This window comes from Prevotella sp. (genome assembly GCF_036570325.1).
GTDB lineage: Bacteria > Bacteroidota > Bacteroidia > Bacteroidales > Bacteroidaceae > Prevotella.
The window spans coordinates 23768-43550 of record NZ_DATCYK010000006.1; the positions used below are offsets into that span (position 1 = coordinate 23768).

At 50.7% G+C, this 19783-nt stretch carries 12 protein-coding genes; 5 read left to right on the top strand and 7 right to left on the bottom strand.

The window, feature by feature from the left end:
• Nucleotides 1-68 precede the first annotated feature (68 nt).
• On the top strand, nt 69-2360 hold the full coding sequence (locus VIR50_RS00485; RefSeq protein WP_331933184.1) for a family 20 glycosylhydrolase: 2292 nt from the start codon (nt 69-71) through the stop codon (nt 2358-2360).
• A 100-nt stretch (nt 2361-2460) separates the two neighbouring features.
• Here the strand turns inward: VIR50_RS00485 and VIR50_RS00490 are convergent, their stop codons facing one another.
• The 3 genes from VIR50_RS00490 to VIR50_RS00500 all read right to left on the bottom strand — a co-directional run bounded on the left by VIR50_RS00490 (nt 2461) and on the right by VIR50_RS00500 (nt 5495).
• Complete coding sequence (locus VIR50_RS00490; RefSeq protein ID WP_331933185.1) at nt 2461-3660, bottom strand: MalY/PatB family protein; 1200 nt, start codon at nt 3658-3660, stop codon at nt 2461-2463.
• Nucleotides 3661-3711: 51 nt separating this feature from the next.
• A complete protein-coding gene (locus VIR50_RS00495) occupies nt 3712-4554 on the bottom strand; it encodes a DUF3737 family protein (protein ID WP_331933186.1) in 843 nt (280 codons plus the stop codon).
• Between the two features lie 185 nt (nt 4555-4739).
• Entirely contained in the window at nt 4740-5495 is a 756-nt protein-coding gene (locus tag VIR50_RS00500) for a hypothetical protein (RefSeq protein WP_331933187.1), read from the bottom strand.
• Nucleotides 5496-5778: 283 nt separating this feature from the next.
• Between VIR50_RS00500 and fucP the strand changes: the two genes are divergently transcribed.
• On the top strand, nt 5779-7092 hold the full coding sequence (gene fucP / locus VIR50_RS00505) for an L-fucose:H+ symporter permease (RefSeq protein WP_331933188.1): 1314 nt from the start codon (nt 5779-5781) through the stop codon (nt 7090-7092).
• Between the two features lie 539 nt (nt 7093-7631).
• On the opposite strand, the gene VIR50_RS00510 is transcribed toward fucP, so the two are convergent.
• Nucleotides 7632-10523: a M16 family metallopeptidase gene (locus VIR50_RS00510; protein WP_331933189.1), complete on the bottom strand. Its 2892-nt coding sequence runs from the start codon at nt 10521-10523 to the stop codon at nt 7632-7634.
• 152 nt (nt 10524-10675) lie between these two features.
• Here VIR50_RS00510 and VIR50_RS00515 point away from each other — a divergent pair, with 152 nt between their 5' ends.
• Entirely contained in the window at nt 10676-11842 is a 1167-nt protein-coding gene (locus tag VIR50_RS00515; protein ID WP_331933190.1) for an acyltransferase family protein, read from the top strand.
• A 13-nt stretch (nt 11843-11855) separates the two neighbouring features.
• Here the strand turns inward: VIR50_RS00515 and VIR50_RS00520 are convergent, their stop codons facing one another.
• Complete coding sequence (locus VIR50_RS00520; protein WP_331933191.1) at nt 11856-13079, bottom strand: 3-deoxy-D-manno-octulosonic acid transferase; 1224 nt, start codon at nt 13077-13079, stop codon at nt 11856-11858.
• A gap of 75 nt (nt 13080-13154) precedes the next feature.
• Nucleotides 13155-14672, bottom strand: a complete 1518-nt coding sequence (gltX, locus tag VIR50_RS00525; RefSeq protein ID WP_331933192.1) for a glutamate--tRNA ligase — start codon at nt 14670-14672, stop codon at nt 13155-13157.
• 115 nt (nt 14673-14787) lie between these two features.
• Between gltX and VIR50_RS00530 the strand changes: the two genes are divergently transcribed.
• Both VIR50_RS00530 and VIR50_RS00535 read left to right on the top strand, forming a co-directional pair.
• Nucleotides 14788-16848 carry an HD family phosphohydrolase gene (locus tag VIR50_RS00530; RefSeq protein WP_331933193.1) on the top strand — a complete coding sequence of 687 codons (2061 nt, stop codon included), beginning with the start codon at nt 14788-14790 and terminating at the stop codon, nt 16846-16848.
• 772 nt (nt 16849-17620) lie between these two features.
• Nucleotides 17621-19162 carry an OmpP1/FadL family transporter gene (locus VIR50_RS00535; RefSeq protein ID WP_331933194.1) on the top strand — a complete coding sequence of 514 codons (1542 nt, stop codon included), beginning with the start codon at nt 17621-17623 and terminating at the stop codon, nt 19160-19162.
• Nucleotides 19163-19183: 21 nt separating this feature from the next.
• Here the strand turns inward: VIR50_RS00535 and VIR50_RS00540 are convergent.
• Nucleotides 19184-19783 (bottom strand): helicase-related protein (locus tag VIR50_RS00540; RefSeq protein ID WP_331933195.1); only part of this gene is annotated, 600 nt, incomplete at its 5' end.

A 19783-nucleotide genomic window follows, 5' to 3' on the forward strand; every position in this document is an offset into this window, starting at 1 on the left:
CCATAATCCGTTGGATGAATTCAAAATAAACCGTACTTTTGCAATATAATCTATCAATTTAACTCCTCATGAATACTTTAAAATCCCTCTTCACGCTCTGTCTTCTGACTATCGGAATGGCACTGTGGGCCCAACAGCCGGCACTCATTCCCATCCCCAACCACGTCAATTGGGGGCAAGGAGCATACGTACTTCCCAAAAAACAGATAACCATCGGCTGCGCCAATGCCTCGTTACGCCCGGCAGCTAACTATCTGGCAAACCTTCTCTCCCGCTCTACGGGCTGCAAAGTGAAGGTAAAGAACAACGGCAAGGGGCATATCCGCCTCTCCATTACGGGCCAAGGAACACCTGCCGGCTACGTACTTAACAGCAGCCGGGAGGGCATTGGCATTGTCGGCAACGACTACCGGGGCGTCATCAACGCCATCGCCACGTTGCGACAATTGCTCCCCGACGCCATCGAATCCACCAAAGCTGTGAGCAATCGCCGCTGGAGCGTGCCCTATGTCACCATCACCGACGCGCCACGATTCGAGTGGCGCGGCATGGAACTCGACTGTTCACGCCACTTCTTCACCGTAGCAGAGGTGAAAGAGCTGCTCGACGTGCTGGCGCTTTACAAGATAAATAAGTTGCACTGGCACCTTACCGATGACCAAGGATGGCGCCTTGAAATCAAGAAATACCCACTCCTCACCCAAAAAGGAGCATGGCGCACCTACAACAACCAAGACTCTACCTGCATGCGCAGGGCCATTGAGGAAGACAATCCCGACTTGAATGTCGCACAAGACACCATGCGTGTCGACAAGAATGGCAATGACTTATACGGTGGCTTCTACACACAAGAGGATGTTAAGCACATCGTCAACTATGCCAAAGTACGAGGCATAGACATTCTTCCTGAGATAGATATGCCCGGACACAGCCTCGCCGCCATCGCCAACTATGACGGGTTGTCCTGCTTTCCACAAACAGGATGGGGCAAACTCTTTACCACTCCGCTCTGCCCGGGTAAGGATAAGATGATTCAGTTCTGCAAAGACGTGTGGGCGGAAGCCTTCAATCTCTTTCCTTTTGAGTATGTTCACATCGGTGGCGATGAGGTAGATAAGAAGAATTGGAAGGCATGTCCCGACTGCCAACGCCGCATGCAGGAACATCACTTGAAGTCGGAGGCACAACTGCAATCATGGTTCAACCACGAAATGGAGGCGTTCTTCAACGCTCACGGACGCACCATGATCGGTTGGGACGAGATTATCGAGGGTGGACTTAGCGCCACTTCGACCGTCATGTGGTGGCGCACATGGGCCCCGAATGCCATGAAGCAGACCACCAGCCATGGCAATAAGTTTATCTGCACGCCCAATTCGCCCTTCTACTTAGACTACGATGAGGACAGCAAAACAATGGGTAACATCTATCGTTTCAACCCTCAGCCCGACAATCTTACCGAAAAGGAGAAGGCACTTGTGCTGGGTGTACAAGGCAACTTGTGGACTGAATGGGTGCCAACACGCAATCGTATGATGTACATGGCCTTCCCCCGCATGCTGGCTGTGGCCGAGTTAGGATGGAGCAAGCCCGAAAGAATGGATTACAACCAATTCAATGAGCGCCTCATCAGCCACTACTCACGCCTGACAGCACTGGGAGTAACCTATCGCATGCCCGACCTGACCGGCTTCTACAACACCAACGTATTCACCGGAGGCCAAGGAACAGTGACCGTTAACTGCCAAGATCCACACGCAATCATACGTTATACCACCGACGGAACTATCCCTAACGAGCGTTCAACACGCTATACGGGCCCCTTCACCATCACGAACAGCACCGATTTTATCTTCCGTAAGTTCACCGCCGATGGTCGAAAAGGCGCTTATGTCAAAGCCTCTTACCTTCAGGAAGCCGAAGCCCCGGCCGTGGAGACCGGCGAACTGAACGAAGGACTCAACGCCGAATGGCACGAATATGACGGCATTGACTGCGCAGGTATCGAAGCCGCACCGGTCAATGGCTGCTATACGGTGAAGGATGTCATGATTCCCGATAGCGTGAAAGGCAACATCGGACTTATCATCACGGGCTATATCGAGGTGCCGGCAGACGGAATCTACACCTTCGCCCTGCTGTCTGACGACGGAAGCACACTGTCGGTAGACCACAAGATGGTAGTGGATAATGACAAGGAGCACTCTCCCCGGGAAATCATAGGCCAGCACGCCATGAAAGCGGGCAGACATCCCATAGAAGTAAAGTTCTTCGATCACAACGGCGGACAGCTTCGCCTGAACGTCCTCGACGCCAAAGGCAATCCCGTAAAAGTGAAATATTGGGGCGCCAACAACTGATTATTGGCTGACAATATAAAAGGAAAGAGGTTGACAACGTACAATGTCGTGTTGTCAACCTCTTTCCTTTTATGTTTTATTACCTATAAGATGAACCGGCCTAAGCCTTACATCCGTAGCCTTCATCCACCATATATTCGGCCAAACAACGGCCCATCCGCTTCAGTCCATCCAGCAAACGAGCCCGTGGGCAGGCAATATTCAGGCGTATGAATCCCTGACCGGCCCGCTGACCATACATCGTTCCGCTATTGACCATGACCTTTGCTTCTTTCAACAGCTTATCAGTCAGCTCATCGGAGGAGAACTCCAAGCCCAATACATCTATCCAAACCAAGTATGTTCCCTCCAATCTGACCACATTCAACTTGGGCATTTCCGTGGCGACAAACTCCTTTACAAGCTCATAATTGCCATAAAGATAAGCGTTCAGTTCGTCCAACCACTCGCCACCCTCATTGTAAGCGGCCTGCAAGGCGATGACACCAAAGGGGTTGACATCGCACACCTCATTGATGTTGACAGCCCTATCAATCCGTCGGCGCACCTCCTTATCGGCGCAAATGATGTTGGCTATCTGCAAACCGGCTATGTTAAAAGCCTTTGAAGGTGAATTAAGCACCACGCAATTGTCACGACATGCATCGGAGACCGACGCGAAAGGAACATACGTAAAGCCCGGCATGACCAGCTCACAATGAATCTCATCGGCCACCACTTTCACGCCGTGGCGCACGCAAATCTCATTCATGCGCTCCAACTCGTCACGCTTCCACACCCGACAAGCGGGGTTATGGGGATTGCAAAGCAGGAAAACCGTGGTCTTTTCGTCGGCACATTTACGCTCGAAATCCTCAAAATCAATGCGATAAGTACCATTCTCATAAACCAACTCGTTCTCTACCACCTGACAACCACTGTTGGCTATCGATGAGAAAAAGCAATTATAGACCGGCGTTTGCACCAAAACTTTCTCGCCGGGCAGCGTCAACGCCTTCAGCGAACAGCTGATTGCCGGCACCACTCCACTGGTATAGAGTATCCACTCACGCTCTATCGTCCAATCGTGGCGGCGTTTAAACCAGCCTATCACGGCCTCATAGTAGCTGTCGGGCACGTAAGTATAGCCAAATATGCCTTGTGCCACCCGCTCCCGCAAGGCTTTCGTAATGGCAGGAACCGTCTCGAAGTCCATATCGGCTACCCACATGGGCAGCACATCGGCGTCGGCCATGGTGTCCCACTTGTAAGAATTGGTGCCGCGACGCTCCGTTTGCTTGTCAAAATCGTATTTTCCCATAATCGTTTATCATTGCGGTGGCAGGATAATCCCGCCCCTATCGGTAAATCATTAGCGTGTCACAATCTCGCAATCCTTGCCCTTGGCGTAGGCGTCATAGGTCACCTGACCCACCTCATCAGCCTCAATACGACCGCTGATAGGGTTCTTTATCTCGCTAATCTTACCCTTTATCGTAGCCTGAATATTACGGCTGTCCTCAAAAGCACGGTCGCAAGCCTCATCAAAGGTGCAGTCTTCCAACGTGATTCCGTCCAAATAGCACAACGGTTGCTCACCACTGATGTGGCAACGCACGAGTTTCACGTTCTTGGAATGCCATGCCAGATACTCACCATCGAGCACCGAGTCATATACCGTGACGTTCTCACACTCCCAAAAACTGTCCTTCGTCGTAATACGGGCATTGTGTACCTCCACGTTCTCGCAATACTGGAACACGTATTTGGCGTCAGAAACGAGTCCATCTACATAAATATTCTTTGAGAACATGAAGGGATAAGTGCCCTCATGCAGCTCTACGTTCTTGAGTTTCAGGCCGTCCACCTTCCAAAAAGTCTCATCGGCGTCGTTGATTTTCACGTTTTCGAGCGATAAGTTACGCATTTCCCGGAAGAATTTTGGCCCATCGATAACACAGTCTTTCATCACCATGTCATTGCTATACCAAATGGCAGAGCGGCTGGCCGGGGCGAAATAGCAGTTCGTAATGACCGAACCGTCAACATGCCACCAAGGATATTTTCCATAAAACTTGGAATTGTTGCACTCCAAGTTGCTACAACATTTTACACCTGACTCCCCGTCTACAATCGTAATTTCTTCGAGTCGGGTATCGTGAATGCCGAAAAGCGGGCGCTCACCCCCAAACTCCTGATTCTTTATTGTCTCCATATTGTGTTGATATTTACCTTAAATAACAAAAGCCACCTTTCATTATCGCTTGCAAAAGTACAAAAAACTTTCAAAACAATAGGTACACATATTACAGATAACTCAACCACTTTTGCGGATAGCCCGCCACTGATGGCAAAGTGCTTAACTATCAACGCCTTCGCCGGAGTAGGGAAAACGGGCGATTAAAAGAAATAAGTAAGATTGATAAAGAGCGAATGGGTCATCGACAAATGGCTGCGGCCACCTACCCGCTTGCCCTGATAATAAAGGTTGTTGCGGCATGACTCGATGTTATAATTGGAGACACTCCAGCCCAAGGAGATGGCTCCGTCGTCGTTACAGAGGCCCACCGACGTGCGCACACGCCATGCCAACCACTCGCCATCACGGTTTTTGAGTTTCCGACGCACCTCGCCTATCCTCCTGACACCCGTCCGCGGGTCGTCCATCGGCGCCGGTCCCGATACCCACTCGGTATCGTTGCGGGGCACGGAGATAACCAATCCCGAGTTACATTGCAACAACAAGCCCACCTTACGGCGCTTTCCCAGCCACACGGGAGGCGTGCGAAAGGCCAGCGCAGGATGGAAATTGAGTCGTATGATGCGTGAAGGATCGTAGTCGTCATAGAACGAATCGCTGCTCTCAAACAAACTTTTATTGCCATTATTGTCGTCAAATTCAACGCCAAAGCTCAAGCCCGCATAGCGCAAAGGGTACCAAGCCGCGCCCAACTCGAAAGCCAAACTCACATCATCGGCCGTGTTTAAACCGGCCTGAAAGTAGGCGCTGAAACGCGACAGCGGCTCATGTTGCTCCCGGGAGCGCATCAACGAGTCGACATCGACGGCCATACCCCTGACTGCCACCAGCCCCAACACACACAACATCGCCACGCGGCGCACCACCGGCAACAAGAAAGAACCATGCTTTTCCATACAGTTTGTTTTACGATTGTTCCATTTTCATTCAGGCAAACACCCCCACCGGGCTTGCCATTTGCCTACCCTTAAAACGTAACCAAGGCTTTTCTCCCCCATCGGCAGCCGTAAAAAAAAGCCAACAAGCGCCCTTCCGGCGGTGTTAATATACGTAAAAGCACCTTGGCTGTTAATCATTTTTCCTATTTTTGTAGCCAATAACAAGTCAGGATTCCGCTTTATCATGACGTTGTAGCCCCTTTTCAACGCAACGAAGGAATCGCCTTATGAACATATCAAGATGAAAGAAAGCAATCATTCTTTACTCCGCCACAACGGTGTCAGCTATCTGATACCGTTCATTCTCGTAACAACTTGCTTCGCCTTGTGGGGCTTTGCCAACGACATTACCAATCCCATGGTGAAAGCTTTTTCCAAAATCTTCCGCATGAGTGTCACCGATGGCGCCCTTGTTCAGATGGCTTTCTACGGCGGTTACTTCGCCATGGCCCTGCCGGCGGCCCTCTTTATCCGCAAACATTCCTACAAAGCGGGTATCATGCTGGGCTTGGCGCTCTACGCCATCGGCGCTTTGCTGTTCTACCCTGCCAAGATGAGCGGCAGCTACTACCCGTTCCTGCTGGCTTACTTCGTGCTAACTTGCGGCCTGTCGTTCCTTGAGACCAGCTCAAATCCCTATATTTTGCAGATGGGACCGGAGGAAACGGCCACCCGAAGGCTCAATCTGGCACAGTCGTTCAACCCCATCGGGTCGCTGCTGGGCATGTATGTGGCCATGCACTTCATACAAGCGCGCCTCAACCCCATGGAGTCTGCCAACCGGGCGCTGCTGCCCGAGGTGGAGTTTGAGGCCATGAAAAACGCCGACTTGGCCATCCTCATAGCCCCTTACGTATTCATTGGCGCCCTCATCCTCGGCATGCTGCTGCTCTTCAGCTTCACCCGCATGCCCCATATCACCGACAGCGGAAAGGACAACGGCCTCATGCAATCTATCAGTCGCATTGCTTCCATCAAGCGATATAGGGAAGGCGTGGTGGCACAATTCTTCTATGTAGGCGCCCAAATCATGTGTTGGACCTTCATCATACAGTACGGTACCCGCATATTCATGGGCCAAGGCATGAGCGAAAAGGCCGCCGAGGTGTTGTCACAACAATACAACATTGTCGCCATGGTGCTCTTCTGCTGTAGTCGTTTCGTATGTACCTACCTGCTGCGGTTCATCAATCCGGGCAAGTTGCTGGCCCTTTTGGCCGCCGTGGCCACACTGCTCACCGTGGGCGTCATCCTCTTTCAGGATGTCAGAGGGCTGTACTGCCTCGTCGCCATATCAGCCTGCATGTCGCTGATGTTCCCCACCATCTACGGCATTAGCCTTACCGGACTGGGCGACGACGCCAAAATCGGAGCGGCAGGTCTCATCATGAGTATTCTCGGAGGGTCCATCCTGCCTCCCGTTCAGGCAGCCCTCATCGACCAAGGCACGCTTTTCACGCTGCCGGCCGTCAACGTATCGTTCATTCTACCGCTGATTTGCTTCGTCGTGGTCTGCTGGTTCGGTCTGCGCACATGGCACCGCGGTAAGGCCTGAAACCACGCCTGACTCTTTCAGAAATTATTTTACAAAAGCTCGTTGCTGCTCGCGTTATTTCCCATCAAATCTATTCTAATAGGAAATAACGCATTTTTCATGATATAGCTATCTGTCTCATAATCAACCACTTGCAATCATTCAACGAAACGCAAGCCTTTTCTCGCCGTGCCAAAGGGCAGCTTTCGGCCGATCATAACGGCCCTTTCGCAGCCTCATCACAGCCCTTTCATCCACGCAAAACAGCCCTTCGGCCCTATAAAAGCCATGCTTTGGCCCGACAACCGATGGGCCGAAGCGTAAAAGAAGGCCGAAAAGCACATATTTGCTTCTGCCAAACAAATGGGCGAGAAGCTAATTGACACGCCGGAAAAGTGTTAAATTTCTTACCGATTTCTTTACAAATAAAGAGGTTCTTACACTGTCAATACTATGACAACAATCACAAACCACGCTATGCTTTAAAGGGTATGAAACTACATACTAACAGACTTTAAATATTGATATTCACGAAAAAGTAAAACGCTGTCACTCCCTATTCACTTCGTTAAATCCTTTTTCGTCCACTCCACGATGTGCCCCAAGCGGGCCAAGGCGGCACGGTCGATGGCTTTCAGGTTGCCGATGACGAAATAGGCACGGGGCGCCGACTGTACGCTTTCCTTATAATAACTGAACACCTCCCGCGGACTGACACGTCCGATGGCCTCAGCCAAGGCTATGTTGGGGTCGGCGTCGTAGCCAGCCCATTCGCTCTCGGCCACGTAGCCGGGCAGTTCACGAAAGGCGGGCGCGGCGTTGTTGATGGCGTTAAGGCAAGATTGACGGGCCGTAAGCGCTCCCGTTTCGTCGCAAGGCATGGCGTTGAGCAGGCTGTCAATGAGCGTCAGGGTGGTCAAAGCCTTATCGGTTTGGGTGCCGGCCATCGTGAAATAGGCAATAGGCTTGGTTTTCCAAGCCTTTCGATTGTGGCGGATATAGAGGCCGGTGGTAGAATAGCAGAGCGAACGAAGGTCGCGCAGCTCACGGAAAAGCACGGCATTGAGACCGCCATTGCTGAAATAGCTGCGCCAAACGGCAAAGCGGGCGTCGGCCTCATCGGTACTCAACGGGGGCAGAACGCTGCACGTGCCCACCATGGCTTGGCGGGCGTCGGGCTTGTCATACACATAAACGGTGGGGCGGTCAATACGCTCCACATCGTAGACATAGCCCTCATAAGTCGTCCTATCGGCCTTTGGCAAAGTTCGTCGCAGGGCTTGGGCCACGCTGTCGGCCGACAACCGTCCCGTATAAGTTACGCTAAGGGCGCCCTGCTGCGCCGTTTTCAAGGTTTGTTCCACGTCTGTGGCGGTCAAGCGGGCTATCTCTTTTGCGTCCATACCTTGCAACAAGGGCGACCGATGGCCTATCGCCATGCGTTGGACCATAGCCCGCAGAATGTCGTTCATGTCGCGTCCGAAATATTTTTGGCCCAACTTATCGTCCGTTTTGGCCATGCGCATGAACTTATCGTCAGTCTTCGGACTTTCCAACAGACGGCCCACGAGGTCGAGGGAAGCCGTCAGATGGCGGTCGGGACCGCTCAATGTCAGCGTCATGTCTTTATAGGTATAGTTTCCCTGCAGCGTTACGCCCAGCGATTGCAGGCGTTTGGCAAACTCCTGCTTCGTCTCCGACGCGGTACCCAAGTAGTCGAAAAGGTCATTCATCAGGTGAATGGGCTTGCCGACGTGGTCCTGCCGCCACGTAAGGGTCAGCTCAAAGAGGTCGTTAAGAGGATTGCCGGCGGCGTAAAGCATGGCATTGTCGCCCAAAGAGCGACGCTCCACGGCGGTGGAAAAGTCGATGGTACGGGGCGAAAGCGACGCCGTGGGCAGCCCGGCCAACCGGCGTGCATAGGCCGAACGGCTGTTTTCATCGGCCGTCCGCACCGGAGCGTAAGGCGGCTTGGCTATCTTATCCTTTTTATAAAAGCCGAACTTCTTGTGCAACCGCAGGTAATTTTCGTCGCTGAAATACTTGCGGCAAACGGCCATCACGTCCTCACGGGTGAGGTGGCGCAGCTTTTCAGCGGCAGCCAAGTAGTCGTTCCAACTGCTTCCTCCCGAAAAGGCGTCGGCCATAACGGCTATGCGGCTGTCGATATTCTCAAGCGTTCGTGTCTGATTGTTCAGGTATTCCAGCTTGGCAGCGGCCAAAGCGGCGTCGGAGAACCGGCCTGCCCTCAGCTTATTGATTTGCTCCCATAGGAGTTTCTCGGCTTTCCGCTTCGTGCCAAAAGGCAAACGGGGCACCGCCATCAGGCCTATGAGCCCCACTTCGTTTGTAAACGTGATGCGATCGGCGGCCGCCATAGAATACATCAGCGCATGGTGGCTGGCCAAGGAGTCGACAAGGCCGCTGCCATTGTTGTTGGTCAGCAATCCCATCGCTAACTGTACAGCTCCATAATCGGGGCTGAACGGCTTGGGACCGCGGAAGAGCAAGGCCGTGGCTTTGATGAAAGGAAAGGGGATTTTCAGGCCCAGCACCCGGTCACTCCTGAAAGCCGGCAGCTCGACGGGGCGCCGTTCGGGGGTAGAACCACTGCGAATGCGGCCAAACGTTTGCTCCAAGAGCGGCAAAATGGAGTCGGTCGGGAAGTTACCACTGATGATCAGGCCCATATTATTGGCCACATAATATTTCTGAAAGAAAGCCTCCATGTCGGAAAGGCGTGGATTTTTCAGGTTCTCCGTGCTTCCTATGATGGGAAAACCATAGCTGCTGCCTTGGAATATCAGCTGTTGGGCATGGTCCATAATGCTCCGTCCGAAGTCGTCGCTGGCCCTATTTTTCTCTTCATACACCGTTTCGAGCTCTCCTTGGAACAGCCTGAACACGGGATTGATGAAGCGTTCGCTGTTCAACGCGCACCACTGACGGAGGTATTGTGGCGCGAACTCACTGTGATAAACCGTCTCGTCCAAACTGGTATAGGCGTTGATGCGGCTCCCGCCATAACGAGTGAGGAGCTTTGAAAACTCGTTGGGGATGGCATAAACGGCCGCCTCACGGTTCAGGCGGTTGATTTCTTGCTGAATACGGAGTCGCTCCGACGGGTCGGTGGTTCGGGAAAGGGCGTTATACTGTTGGCTGATTTGCTCAAGAAGGGGCTTTTCTTTCTCGTAATCGGTGGTGCCGATGGTCTGCGTTCCCTTGAACATGATATGCTCAAAATAGTGGGCTATGCCCGTGTTGGGACAGTCGCGGGCGCCGGCTTTCACCACAACATAGCCTATGGCTTTGGTCTGGGTGGTGTCGGGATTGAGCCATACGGTCATGCCATTGCTCAACTTCCGTTCTACGACACGCAGGCCATGGCCGTCATCGGCATGAGCCGCAAGGGCTAAAAAGAAAGAAAAGGAAAGAATAAGAAAATGTTTCATAAAACAACACATTTGAATACCGATTTATCACAAAACCACTTTCAAAAGTATGAATATCAAGACAATCGGCCAACTTTAGCCTAAAATTAGCGCTTCTTTTTATACTTTTTTCAAGATTATTATTAGTACCTTTGCCCGCAAAACTAAACAATATGCAATCTGAAACTTCCACGGTGTTTGCCGACAGCAAGCCCCATTACCAACTGCTCGATGGCCTTCGGGGCGTCGCGGCGCTGCTTGTTCTATGGTATCATGTCAACGAAGGCTACGGTTTCGCGGGCTATGTAAATGGCGTCAGCGATGGTTCCATCACCCATTTCAACCACGGCTATCTGGCGGTTGATTTCTTTTTCATCCTCTCGGGCTTCGTTATCGGCTACGCGTATGACGACCGCTGGCGACAAGGATTCACCAACAAGGAGTTCTTTCGCCGTCGATTGATTCGCCTGCATCCCATGGTGGTCTTGGGAGCGGTTATCGGTTTGGCTACGTTTCTGCTGCAAGGCGGCGTCAAATGGGACGGGACGTCGGTTCCTTTGTCACTAACGATGTTGGCATTGCTCTGCGCCATGTTCATGATTCCGGCTTTTCCGGGCAGCAGTTACGACGTGCGGGGCAACGCGGAGATGTTCTCTCTGAACGGTCCAGCGTGGTCTTTGTTCTTTGAATACATAGGAAATATCCTCTATGCGCTGCTCCTTCACCGGCTGTCGACCAAGATGTTGGGCGTGCTTACGGCCATATTGGGTGCTCTCTTGGCGTGGTTCACGATGGGAGACGTAGCCGGCACGGGATCGTTTGGCGTGGGTTGGACGCTCGATGGGCTGAACTTTTGGGGTGGAATGTTAAGAATGATGTTCCCATATACCATGGGCATGTTCCTGTCACGTATCTTCAAGCCCGTGAAAGTACGGGGTGCGTTTTGGATTTGCTCTCTCGTTATGGTGTTATTGTTTGCCGTTCCCTATATCAATGGCACGCAACCCTTCTGTTGGAACGGACTTTTCGAGGCTGCATGTATCATCTTGGTATTTCCCGTTTTGGTGTGGCTGGGCGCCTCGGGCACGACAACGGACGACCGTAGTACGAGAATTTGCCGCTTCTTGGGCGACATTTCCTTCCCGCTTTACATCATCCACTATCCTTTCATGTATCTTTTCTACGCGTGGATGATACGCCACGAAGCCTACAACTTCGCTTCCTGCCCGTGGCTCTCCATGGGAGTGATGGCGGGAAACATCGTCTTGGCCTACCTCTGTCTGAAGTTCTTTGACCTTCCGATACGCCAATGGCTCAACCGGAAAACGGCCGGAAAGTAACCTTCCGGCCTATTTAAAACTTTATATCTGACAAGATTCGGGATGTAGCTCCTGCGCAACGGCTGACATAACCGCCGGCGTTGTTGCCGGAAACAGCGGTGAACGCAGAATCATTCTCAAACTTTTGCATCAATTCGGCAAAGGTTTGATGGTCTGTTATCTCAAATCCGCCCTTGGCTTTCAGCAGTCCTTGTGCCTCCTGAAAGCGTTGGTTGTTGGGTCCGAAGACCACGGGGATATTCCAAACGGCAGCCTCCAACACGTTGTGAATGCCCACTCCGAAGCCTCCACCCACATAAGCTACCGTGGCATAATGGTAGATGGATGACAGCAAACCGAAGCAATCAATGATCAGGACATCAGCGTCGGCCACCTGACGATCGTCGGCCATGGTGTAACGAACGACCTTTTTTCCTTCCAACAACCCGTTTATCTGCGACAGATGGTCCTCACCGATGACGTGGGGAGCCACGATGAGCTTCCAATCGCTATGCTTTTGGAAGTAGGGAATGAAGATTTCCTCGTCCGGAAGCCATGAAGAACCGGCTATGAACACCTTTGTCGCATTACCAACGAACTGTTCCACCAACGGCAACTGCCTGCTGGCGTCCCTGATTTGCAGCACCCTGTCGAACCGAGTGTCACCAACCACGCTGACATCATGAATGTTCAAGCGGCTCAAAAGCACCTTGCTCTCCTCATTTTGTACGAAGAAATGCGTGAAACACTTCAACACTTGCGCGTAACCGCGGCCATACCAACGGAAGAAAACTTGCTCCGGACGGAATATACTGCTCACACTGTAAGTGGGAATGTTACGGTGTTTGAGGATGTGAAGGTAGTTATACCAAAACTCATATTTGATAAAGAACGCCATAACGGGCCGTACCGTGCGCAAGAAACGGCGTGCGTTACGCATCGTATCCAAAGGAAGATAACATATAATGTCAGCTCCTTCGTAGTTCTTTCGTACCTCATAGCCCGACGGAGAGAAGAAAGTAAGCAGTATTTTGTACTCTGGATATTGCTCACGGATACGCTCTATCAGCGGTCTTCCTTGCTCGAACTCGCCCAAGGAGGCTGCATGAAACCAAATATAGCGTGCCCCGGGAACCATTTTTTCCTTCAAAATACGGATTGCCTGACGCTCACCGGCCCACATCTTCTTGACTTTCTTGCTAAAAAGACTTGCTATGGCGACTCCTAAAAGATACAGAGAAATGAATATTTGATACACGCTTTACGATTTTGACAATACAAAAAATCCAGAAGTTTCCCGTGCTTTGGAGGGGAAACTTCTGAATAAGAATAATTATTTTAATACCTCAATGGCGTGAGATAAACGCCGTAAGGTCTCTTCCTTACCAAGGAATGCCGTGATGTCGAACATGCCCGGACCCTTTCCTATGCCAACCAAGGCCAAGCGGAAAGCATTCATCACGTCGCCAAGTTTGTAGCCTTTATCTTCTACCCACTTCATGACAACAGCTTCCTGACCCTCGATTGAGAAGTCGTCAATGGCCTCCAAAACCGCTCCAAGCTCCGTCATCTGCTGGGCAGAAAACTCCTTCCAACGCTTCTTGACGGTCTTTTCATCATATTCGGTGGGCGCAACGAAGAAGAAAGAGCACAACGGCCACAGCTCCTTAACGAAGCTCACGCGGTCTTTCATCATGTGAACGACCAGCGTAATGCGTTCCATCGATTCGTCAATACCGTTATTGGCAACGATTGGAGCGAAGAGTTTGGCGATTTCGTCATCGCTCTTTCGCAGGATATACTCATGATTAAACCACGCTCCTTTTTGGTAATCGAACTTGGCACCGTGCAATGAGCACTTGCTAATATCAAAGGCATTAACAAGTTCTTCCAAAGAAAAGAGCTCCTGCTCCGTGCCCGGATTCCATCCCAAAAGCGCAAGGAAATTGACTACAGCCTCCGGAAAATAACCGCTTTCACGGTATCCTGACGACACCTCACCGGTCTTCGGATCATGCCATTCCAAGGGGAATACCGGGAAACCGAGCCTATCTCCGTCGCGCTTACTGAGCTTTCCTTTGCCTTCGGGCTTCAAAAGAAGCGGCAAATGGGCAAAGCTCGGCATGGTATCTTGCCATCCGAAAGCCTGATAAAGCAAAACATGGAGCGGCGCGCTGGGCAACCATTCCTCGCCACGAATGACGTGGGTAACCTCCATCAGATGGTCATCGACGATGTTAGCCAAGTGATATGTGGGCAATTCGTCGGCACTCTTATAAAGCACTTTGTCGTCAAGAATGTCGCTCTTGACCACCACTTCGCCACGAATCATGTCGTTTACATGCACTTCTTGGCCCGGTTCTATCTTGAAACGAACGGTGTATTGCACGCCATCAGCCACCAAACTGTCGACTTCTTCCTTGGAAAGCGTCAGCGAATTGCGCATTTGCAAACGTGTATGGGCGTCATATTGAAAGTTCTGAACCTCATTTCGCTTGGCCTCAAGCTCCTCCGGCGTGTCGAAAGCGATGTAAGCTTTGCCCTCAGCAAGCAACTGATTGACATACTGTTTATAGATTTCGCGGCGCTCACTTTGCCTATATGGGCCGTGATTTCCGCCAAAGCTCACACCCTCATCAAACTTTATACCTAACCAACGGAATGCTTCAATGATGTATTCCTCGGCTCCCGGCACAAAACGGTTGGAGTCTGTATCCTCAATTCTGAAGATAAGATCGCCTCCATGCTGGCGAGCGAACAGATAATTATATAAAGCTGTGCGGACACCGCCGATGTGTAAGGCCCCGGTTGGGCTGGGTGCAAAACGCACCCGTACTTTTCTTTCTACCATCCTATTACACTAATATAAGACATATTTTGTGCAAAATTAATACAATTTTTCGACTATTGCACAGATTTTTTGTAATTTCGCATATATAATATGGTGACAAGAGCACTTTAATAACATGGGTATAAGACAAGAAGAGCACTACTGGCGCAATTTCATCACGCGCCTTTCATTGGTTATCATCACCGTCGCGTTGATTGTTTGGTTCATGCCACGCAACGAAAAACAACAGTTCAGATACGACATTGGCAAGCCATGGATGTATGGTTCGTTCATTGCCAATTTCGACTTTCCCATCTACAAGACCGACGAAGCCATCAAAGCCGAGCAAGACTCGGTGATGGAAATGTTTCAACCGTATTATAATTATAATCCGAAAATTGAGAAACAAGAAATCGCCAAGTTCAAAAACGATTTCAAAGACGGCTTCGCCAACCTGCCGCCCGCCTATCTGCATGTCATCGTAGACAGGCTTCACAGACTCTACCAAGCCGGTATCATGAACACGCCCGAGTACAACAACATATCCAAAGACTCGACAAGCATGGTACGAATGGTAAACGGCAAGCAGGCCACAAGCCAACAAATCAACTGTATTTACTCCACCATGTCGGCCTACGAAATGATTTTCAACGACGAGGTATTGGCCAAAGAGCGCCACATCCTGCAACGAATGAACCTCACCAACTACATTTCGGCCAACCTGACGTACGACAAGGACCGGTCAGAAACGGAGGAAAACGACCTCATGAGCAGCATTCCCATCGCCAGCGGCATGGTGATGAGCGGGCAGAAAATCATTGACCGGGGCGAGATTATCAGCGATTACACCTATCGGGTGCTCAACTCGCTCGACCGCGAAATGCTGCGTCGCAACGCCACCAAGACCACCATCACCAACACGGTGATAGGCCAAATCGTCTATGTTACGATTCTCGTATCGCTCTTCACGCTCTTTTTGGCCTTGTTCCGAAAGGAGTATTTCGATAATCAACGCAGCATTCTCATGCTCTATTCCATGATAACATTCTTCCCAATCATCGTTTCCGAAATGATGCTTCACAACTTCTTCAGTGTCTACATCATTCCTTTTGCGATGGTACCCATCTTTATCAGAGTGTTCATGGATAGCCGAACGGCCTTCATAGCCCACGCCGTAATCATCCTTATCTGCGCCGCGACGGTGAAATATCAGTACGAATTCATCATCATTCAGCTAGTTGCGGGCCTCGTGGCCATCTATTCGCTCCGTGAGTTGTCGAAACGTGCGCAGTTGTTCAAGACCGCTCTCTTCGTGACTGTCAGCTCATGCTTGGTTTACTTTGCCCTTCAGATGATGCAGAACTACGACCTCATGAAGATGGATCAGTCCATGTACTACCATTTTGCGGTCAATGGCGTGCTGCTCCTGCTGGCCTATCCGCTGATGTACCTTATCGAGAAAGCCTTTGGATTCATATCCAACGTTACGCTCTTTGAGCTTTCCAATACCAACAAAGGTCTCATGCGCGACCTTAGCGAGATAGCTCCGGGCACTTTCCAGCACAGCATTACCGTGGGAAATCTGGCCGCCGAAATCGCCAATAAGATTGGTGCCAACAGCCTGCTGGTGCGTACCGGCGCCCTCTACCACGACATAGGAAAGATGCAAAATCCCGTCTTCTTCACCGAAAACCAAGTGGGCGTGGACCCGCATCAGAACATGCCATACACCCAAAGCGCACACATCATTATCAGCCACGTGACCGAAGGCGTCAAGATGGCCGAGAAACACAACCTTCCTCCCTTCATTAAGGACTTTATACTCACCCACCACGGGCTGGGACTTACCAAGTATTTCTACATTAAATATCAAAATGAGCACCCCGATGAAGAGGTCGACAAGGAGGCATTCAGCTATCCCGGACCCAATCCTTTTACCCGAGAACAAGCCATACTGATGATGGCCGACACCGTGGAAGCGGCCTCCCGATCACTCCCCGAGTACACCGAGGAGAGTATCAGTGCCCTCGTCAACAAGCTCATCGATGAACAAGTGGCCAACGGAAACTTCACCGACTGCCCCATAACGTTCCGTGACATCATGCAAGCCAAGCTCATTCTGACCGAACGACTCAAAGCTATTTACCACACACGCATATCTTACCCCGAGCTCAAAGGCGGACACGCGGAGAAGTAAGGGGACATTTTTTAGTTGACAAGTGAACGAGTGGATGGTGTATAGTTGACAAGTGAACGAGTTGACAAGTTAACAAGTTGTTAGTTGAAGTGGACGAGTTTACGGTGTATAGTGGACGAGTGGATGGTTAACAAGTTGTTATTTTTAAGTAAACAAATTAACGAGTTGTAAATAGGCGTCAACAAGATAATGCAGAATATATTAACACATAGATAACAAGAGTGTGCGAGTTGCCATATAAAAGGGCTGCTTTCATCGCCTAAAAGGGCCACTTTGAGAAGGTCAAAGGCCCACTATGAAGCGATGAAAGCAGCCCTTTCGCTATTTATTTATGTACCCCTTTCTCATTTACCCCTCACTAAGAGCCTATTCATTCGCACCATCTGCTTGCTTACTCTCCTACTAAAGACCAATAACTTGTTAACTTGGCAACCGTAAACTTGGCAACTAAAAGTTCTCCACTCGTTAGCTTTAAACTAACAACTCGTCAACCATCCACTCGTCCACTTTAACTACCAACTTGTCTACTTGTTAACTCGTTCACTTGTCAACTATACACCGTCAACTCGTTCACTCGTCAACTCGCTCCCCCGACCGCCCTAACCCATTGCACAAAAAACAAAGAATTGTGCCAAAATTATTGCACAAAAACGCCAAAACGTGCAAGAAACGGCCCAATAATTGTTAATGGATTTTAAATACAGAAGCATTTTTCCCGTATTTTAGAACAATGCCCATAACTTTGCAACCAAATTAATTTAAACTATTTAAGATGAATAAATTAAAATTCGCAATCATTGCAATTGCAATGACAGCGACCCGGTCAGCTTGGGCAGGTGGCCTGCTGACAAACACCAATCAGAATGTTGCTTTTGACAGAATGCTTAGCCGTGAGGCTTCCATTGGCATTGACGGAGTTTATTCTAATCCTGCCGGCGTGGCGTTTTTGAACGATGGTTTCCATCTTTCTCTCAACTGGCAAGTTATTTCTCAGACCAGAACCGTCAAGAATGAGTTCCCCCTTTTCGCGGCTAATCAGAACGACCACACCACAAGTCGCACCTTTAAGGGTAAGGCTTTTGCCCCCGTACTGCCTTCTATTCAGGCAGCTTACAACTGGAACAACTTTTCTTTTCAGGCCATGTTCGGTATCACCGGCGGCGGTGGCAAGTGCGAATTTGACAACGGTCTCGGCTCTTTCGAGAAGATAGTAGGCGAAACCGGCGTCGGCGTAAGTGCATTGGCAGGCGCTTTAGACCAAGCTACAGGCGGTAAGCTCGGCCTTTCGAGCGACCAAATGTTTGGTAAGCAAGGCTCATACAGCTACGACAGCTACATGCGTGGCCGCCAATATTACTACAGTCTCTCACTCGGTGCGGCCTATAAGGTACGCGATGACCTGAGCGTTTACGCCGGTGTGCGTGGCGTTTACGCCATGAGCAACTACTACGGCTACGTTCGCAACATCAAAGTGGGCAACGTTCCCCTCTACACCATGATTGATAAGACGAAGGAAAACAGTGCCGACATTGAGTTGAACTGCGACCAGAGCGGCATAGGTTTCACTCCCATTATCGGTATTGACTACAAAACGGGCCGCTGGAACTTCGCTGCCAAGTATGAGTTCCGTACCCGCATGCGCCTCAAGAACGAAGCTGTCAACCATGCGCCAAGCATTGGCACACTGCCCCAAACACTGGGTGCGCTGTTCATCAGCAAAGGTATGACCGCCGAACAAGCCAAGGCCGTATTGTCAAGTCCGCAGGTAGCAGGCGCCATGCAGGCCATCAAGAGACAGTTCGATCAGAAACTTGAAGAGGCCACAGGCGAATACGCAGACGGCAAGAAGGTTGCGGGCGACCTCCCGGCTTACCTCGCTTTGGGCGTAGGTTACAACCCCATCGACCCGCTGAAGATAAATGTGGGCTTCCACTACTTCTTCGATAAGCAGGCCGAAGCGTACAACCAGCGTCAGAAGTTGCTCAAACGTGGTACGATAGAGTGGAACGCCGGCGTGGAATATGACGCCAGCAAGCTCGTCACCGTGAGCGCCGGATGGCAGAACACACGCTATGGCTTGACCAAGGAATACATGGATGACAAGTCATTCGTGGTAAACTCAAACTCTGTGGCAGCAGGTGTTTGCTTGCACCTCAGCAAGAAAGTCGACCTTAACTTGGCTTACTTCCACACTTTCTACGGTCATTTCAATGGCGACAAGACCGAAGAATTGGCCGGCAAAAAGCTTGACTATAAGGCTGACTTCACAAGAAGTAACAATGTATTTGGAGCAGGTGTAGACATCAAATTCTGACAAGAATCCCCTAACTGTAACTTATAAAGGGTCTACATCGTAATATATTTGCAGGGCAGCGTAACGCTTGTCCTGCAATATTTGTTTTTGTACATAGGCCAAAACCTCCCTTACCTTGGGCAGGTTGATACCGTTTTCCAATTTCAAAACAATCTTCCTGATGTGCATGGACTTCACTCGGGCGATGGAAGGCTTGTCCGGTCCGAGCACACGAGCGCCGAAATAACGACGCAACTGCGCCCCCATTTCCGTGCTTCCGCCCTCGGCCGCATGCTCATGGCGGTGTTTCAGGTAAACGTAAACCAAGTGATAATAAGGCGGATAGTGGAAAAGCTGCCGCTCCTCGAGCAGCTCTTGGTAAAACGAAGTGTAGTCGTTGCGCACCACCTGCCCCACTACGGGCAGGTCAGGGCTCTTGGTTTGCAGGATGACCAGCCCGCGGCGGCCTCTCCGCCCTGCCCTTCCACTCACCTGACTCATCATCATGAAGGCCTGCTCGTAGGCCCTGAAGTCGGGATAATTGAGCATGGAGTCGGCGTCAAGTATGCCTACGACACTTACTTTGTCGAAATCCAGCCCCTTACTGATCATCTGCGTGCCGATGAGCAGATTGGTCTTGCC

Bases quoted from the DNA above. Each gene is read 5' to 3' on its own strand.
- VIR50_RS00485 (WP_331933184.1), top strand. From the start codon at position 69: ATGAATACTTTAAAATCCCTCTTCACGCTCTGTCTTCTGACTATCGGA.
- VIR50_RS00490 (WP_331933185.1), bottom strand. From the start codon at position 3,660: ATGGGAAAATACGATTTTGACAAGCAAACGGAGCGTCGCGGCACCAAT.
- VIR50_RS00495 (WP_331933186.1), bottom strand. From the start codon at position 4,554: ATGGAGACAATAAAGAATCAGGAGTTTGGGGGTGAGCGCCCGCTTTTC.
- VIR50_RS00500 (WP_331933187.1), bottom strand. From the start codon at position 5,495: ATGGAAAAGCATGGTTCTTTCTTGTTGCCGGTGGTGCGCCGCGTGGCG.
- fucP (WP_331933188.1), top strand. From the start codon at position 5,779: ATGAAAGAAAGCAATCATTCTTTACTCCGCCACAACGGTGTCAGCTAT.
- VIR50_RS00510 (WP_331933189.1), bottom strand. From the start codon at position 10,523: ATGAAACATTTTCTTATTCTTTCCTTTTCTTTCTTTTTAGCCCTTGCG.
- VIR50_RS00515 (WP_331933190.1), top strand. From the start codon at position 10,676: ATGCAATCTGAAACTTCCACGGTGTTTGCCGACAGCAAGCCCCATTAC.
- gltX (WP_331933192.1), bottom strand. From the start codon at position 14,672: ATGGTAGAAAGAAAAGTACGGGTGCGTTTTGCACCCAGCCCAACCGGG.
- VIR50_RS00530 (WP_331933193.1), top strand. From the start codon at position 14,788: ATGGGTATAAGACAAGAAGAGCACTACTGGCGCAATTTCATCACGCGC.
- VIR50_RS00535 (WP_331933194.1), top strand. From the start codon at position 17,621: ATGAATAAATTAAAATTCGCAATCATTGCAATTGCAATGACAGCGACC.